Origin of the sequence: Microvirga tunisiensis, from assembly GCF_009296175.1 — a bacterium.
Classification (GTDB): domain Bacteria; phylum Pseudomonadota; class Alphaproteobacteria; order Rhizobiales; family Beijerinckiaceae; genus Microvirga; species Microvirga tunisiensis.
Map to the genome: position 1 here is coordinate 1 of NZ_VOSK01000430.1, position 4593 is coordinate 4593.

The 4593-nt window shown below is 55.6% G+C and carries 3 protein-coding genes and 2 pseudogenes; all 5 read left to right on the top strand.

Annotated elements, in window-relative coordinates:
* Positions 1-71: 71 nt before the first annotated feature.
* Positions 72-1781 carry a nodulation protein NodU gene (gene nodU / locus FS320_RS38550; RefSeq protein ID WP_152717599.1) on the top strand — a complete coding sequence of 570 codons (1710 nt, stop codon included), beginning with the start codon at positions 72-74 and terminating at the stop codon, positions 1779-1781.
* Positions 1782-1805: 24 nt separating this feature from the next.
* A pseudogene (locus tag FS320_RS50465) lies at positions 1806-1907 on the top strand (nodulation factor ABC transporter ATP-binding protein NodI); the annotation flags it as partial.
* 53 nt (positions 1908-1960) lie between these two features.
* Positions 1961-3091, top strand: a complete 1131-nt coding sequence (gene nolL / locus FS320_RS38555) for a nodulation factor fucose acetyltransferase NolL (RefSeq protein WP_152717602.1) — start codon at positions 1961-1963, stop codon at positions 3089-3091.
* 56 nt (positions 3092-3147) lie between these two features.
* Positions 3148-4101 (top strand): GDP-L-fucose synthase, encoded by a 954-nt coding sequence (fcl, locus tag FS320_RS38560; protein WP_152717604.1) that lies wholly within the window; start codon positions 3148-3150, stop codon positions 4099-4101.
* 79 nt (positions 4102-4180) lie between these two features.
* Positions 4181-4471 (top strand): annotated as a pseudogene (locus FS320_RS38565) (transposase); the annotation flags it as partial.
* Between the last annotated feature and the right edge of the window lie 122 nt (positions 4472-4593).

A 4593-nucleotide genomic window follows, 5' to 3' on the forward strand; every position in this document is an offset into this window, starting at 1 on the left:
GCTCGCCCGCTTTTGGAGTCCGGATCGGCTTCCGGGCGGATCGAGTTGCCGACCTTAGACATGGAGACACTATGCGCATCTGTGGGATCAATCTGACTCATGACGGGGCGATCGCCCTCGTCGAGGATGGACGGCTCGTCTTTTGCATTGAGCAGGAGAAGAGGGACAACAATCTGCGATATCAAAATATCGACAATCTCGACGCAATTGTCGCCGCTTTGGCGGAGCACGGTCTGAACGTGCGGGATGTTGATCAATTTGTTATCGACGGCTGGGACGGTGAAGTCGAGTCGCAGTTCCAGGTCCTCAGTGGGGTGGCTCCCGTCACTCTGAAAGGGGCGCCTTATGTTGAGCGCCATCCCGAGGGTCTTCTCGCTTCGCTCGACGGCTCCGGCCTGATGCTCGACGGCCGCCTTTTCCCTTATAAAAGCTATCCGCACGTGTCGGGCCATGTGGCCTCCGCATACTGCACCAGCCCCTTTGCTAAGGCGGAAGAACCCGCGTTCTGCTTGGTGTGGGACGGCTGCATCTTTCCGCGTCTCTACTATGTAGAACGCAGGGGCGCCCGGTTTCTTGAATACCTGTTCCCGGTCATAGGTCACGCTTATGCTGCCGCGGGCCATCACTTCGGGCCTTTTAAGCAGGCGAGCCGCGCCGGCTGGGATCTCGGTGTCGCCGGCAAGCTGATGGCCTATATCGCCGTGGGGTCGATTAACGAAGACATCGTGGCGGTGTTTCAGGAGCTCTACGAGGAGCGCTTTGCGGCCAGCACGGAACTTGCCCGTCACTACCGTGCGGACATCAACAGCGCGGAGTCCTCGCTTACGGCTGTGCATGATTTCTTCGACGCCAGCGCGCTCCGCTTGAAGGCTAAGGCACCGGAAGATGTGCTTGCATCGTTACATTTTTTCCTCGAGCGTCTCCTCGTCCAGGAAATGGCGATGGCTTTGCAGCGACATTCGTATTTACCCAAACCGCGGAATTTATGTGTAGCCGGCGGCTGTGGTCTCAATATCAAATGGAACAGCGCACTACGTGCAACCGGCCTGTTCGATGCTGTCTGGGTACCGCCCTTTCCTAATGACAGCGGCTCGGCAATCGGTGCCGCTTGCTGCGCAATGGCGGCGCACAAAGGCTTCATACCGCTGGAATGGTCGGTCTACAGTGGCCCGGCCCTGCATGGTGGCCATCTGCCGCCCGAATGGGAGGCCGCACCATGCAGTATGCGAGAACTTGCTACCATCCTCGCCAGCAACAGGCCGGTGGTTTTCTTGGCCGGGCGCGCCGAGCTCGGACCACGGGCGTTGGGTGGTAGAAGTATTCTCGCAGCTGCGACATCGCCGGAAATGAAGGATTATCTCAACAGCGTCAAGCTTCGAGAATACTTCCGGCCAGTGGCGCCGATATGCCTTGAGGACCGCGCGCCGGACATATTCAGCCCTGGAACGCCGGATCCTTACATGTTGTTCGACCACCAGACACGGCCGGAGTGGCGGGACAGAATCCCCGCTGTTGTACATCTCGACGGATCTGCACGATTGCAAACCATTTCCAGAACCTCTCAGCACAAAGTCGCTGAGCTTCTCGTCGAATATGAAGAGCTCACGGGCATTCCGCTGCTTTGCAATACGAGCGCAAACCACCATGGACGTGGGTTCTTCCCGGATGCCGCTGCGGCGTGCCAGTGGGGACGCGTTGAACACATATGGAGCGATGGCCTGCTGTTGACCAAAACGCCTGTAAGTGAGCTATCGGCGGTCAATGGGCATCCTTCCCGCTAAGATAAGCGCACGCCCGCGGTAGTAATCACCCTTGACGGCGTAAGAAAGTCATACGTCGACGGACTGTCGTTCTCCGTCGCGCCGGGAGAGTGCTTCAGCCTGCTGGGACCGAACGGAGTGGGCAAAGAAGCGGATCATTCGCAAGCGGTGTATGGGCAAAATTGATGTCTAGAGGTTTGATGCTCTGTCAGACAGCAACTGCATCGACGAGGCGCGGCTCGCACTCAGCAGGTGCAGACAACCGAGATCTAAGCTTTGATTTTGCCAAGGGCACACTCATTATTTTGGTCATCGTTGGACATCTGCTACAGTATATTGTCCACCGAGATAACCAATTTTGGTATTCACCATATTTTAAGTCGATCTACATGTTTCACATGCCTCTCTTTATGGCGATAAGCGGATATCTTTGTTCGGGAACCCTCCTCCGAAAATCGCTCACTCGCAGCATCACTGACCGTGCGAAACAATTGTTGCTTCCAATGCTGTTTTGGTGCGCGTTTATAGAGACAGCTAAGTTGGTCGTATTTTCGCCTGCGAGCAGTGTAACGGCCGGAATGGTAGATTTCTCGAAGGAATTCATTGGCACCTACTGGTTCTTGTGGGCAACATTCGTATCTTTCGTTGTCATTAAGGTACTTACGGTGTGCGATCGTTTGTCGAAATGGATCATATGCATATCTGCAATCGGCGTCGCATGCGTGCCCGCGACATTTTCGATAGTACCCTTGATAAAATACACCTACCCGTTCTTCTGTTTGGGGTTTTTGCTCGCCCAGTCGAGCGAACGGTGGACGAGTATCATCCTACGCTACAAACCTCCGTTGCTGGTCTTACTGGCGATAATAGCTTCCGTATGCTTCCTTGCTTGGGGAAAGGAGACTTATGCCTACAACAATCTTGTTGTAATGCACGATGCAGAGTCAGCTAAACAAGTATTGCTGATGTTCGCTGGCTCTGTAGCGGCCTCGGCGGTCGCGATGGAATGTGTGATCCAATGCTGGAGATTGGGCTGTGCAAGCCCAATAACTCGCTTTGTCGCGGTGGAGTTGGGTCAGAGCACGCTGCTGCTCTACCTGCTACAGGGCACCGTCTTTCGCCTCATGGATTTAATACCGTTCGGAGAACGCTGGGATCTTACGACGAGAATCGCCGTCGCGAGTATGCTTGGCGTGGCGATTGTTGTCATCGCGATATCAGTCCGCTGGATTGTGCGCGACCTAGGATGCATCTCCCGGGTTGTTTTTGGAGCATCACCACGCTCCGGTCTGCTCAAAGCTCAATCCGTACCTAAGGACTCGTGTGGCTAATAGAAGGCACAGCGGAGCGGGCGTCAAGCAGGCACTAGGGCGTGGAGGGAAGATCAATGCCGAATTTTAGGCTGGCGGGCAAGCGTGTCTGGGTTGCTGGGCATCGCGGAATGGTGGGATCTGCCGTCGTGCGAGCCTTGGCGGGGACGGATGTGGAAATTCTCACTGTAGATCGAGCCGAGGTTGATTTGCGCCGCCAGAGGGAGGTTGAGGATTGGATGAGGCAGAAACGTCCACAAGCTGTGATCCTGGCTGCCGCAAAGGTCGGTGGTATCTTGGCGAATGCAACATATCCAGCTGACTTTATCTACGATAACCTAGCAATCGCAACAAACATTATTCATGCTGCCCATATCGGAAACGTCGAGAAGCTGCTATTTCTTGGTTCGACCTGTATCTATCCTAAGTTTGCGGAGCAGCCCATTAGGGAGGATGCGCTCCTTACAGGAGTGTTAGAGCCCACCAACGAGTGGTATGCCGTTGCCAAGATCGCCGGGCTCAAGCTTGCAGAGGCACATCGTGTCCAGCACGGCCATGACTTTATTTCGGCCATGCCAACCAATCTATATGGCCCCAACGATAACTTCGATCTCGCGAACGGCCATGTCCTGCCAGTGTTAATGCGCCGCATTCATGAGGCCAAGATGGTGGGAGCCCCAGCCGTAACGATCTGGGGTACGGGCCAGCCTCGACGTGAGTTTCTACACGTGGACGATCTTGCGGATGCAGTAGTTTTTCTAATGAAAAGCTACTCTGACCGCCCGCACGTCAACGTGGGCACCGGAATCGACGTCAGTATCCTTGAACTGGCCGAGGCCATTGCCGAGGTGGTTGGATACGAAGGTCGCTTTGACTTCGATAGGTCCAAGCCGGACGGTACTCCCCGCAAGGTGACCGATATCAGTCGCCTGCGCACGCTCGGCTGGCAACCGAAGGTCAATCTTCGTGAAGGGCTTCAGCAAACCTATACTTGGTTTCTTAACAATTTAGGGGCGCTCCATGTCCGGTAGAAGAAATTCGGACTGGGTGATCTTCCCTCGCGTTGGTGGACACCTTTGCTAAGCTCCTGCGGGAGTTGGAAGGTGTTTGATGACGAAGACGAGACGAGACTTTACCCCAGAGTTCAAACGAGAGGCCGTTGCACTTTTGGAGAGCAGCGGTCGACCTCTCATGCAGATCGCAACAGAGCTGGGGATTTCTCCCTCTATGCTGCGCAACTGGCGGGCGGTCGTGAATGGTGGTCCACCTCGATCCAGGGCTGGGAGCACAACCCCATCGCCCAGCGCCTCTCCCATGGCTTCTCCGGCCGATCAGGCGGCGGAGATTGCGCGGCTCCGGCGTGAGCTCGATCGCACGCGCATGGAGCGCGATGTGTTAAAAAACCGTCGCGGATCGGGTCCGCCTGTGGGGTCAGAAACAGCTTGCTGGTAGTCTGTTGCCGGAGGGGAGCGGCCGTTAGCTTATTGGTGGCTCATGACCCCGTTAAAAAACATGGTCCATGG

Coding starts and splice junctions, on each gene's coding strand:
- nodU (WP_152717599.1), top strand. CDS start 72: ATGCGCATCTGTGGGATCAATCTGACTCATGACGGGGCGATCGCCCTC.
- nolL (WP_152717602.1), top strand. CDS start 1,961: ATGCTCTGTCAGACAGCAACTGCATCGACGAGGCGCGGCTCGCACTCA.
- fcl (WP_152717604.1), top strand. CDS start 3,148: ATGCCGAATTTTAGGCTGGCGGGCAAGCGTGTCTGGGTTGCTGGGCAT.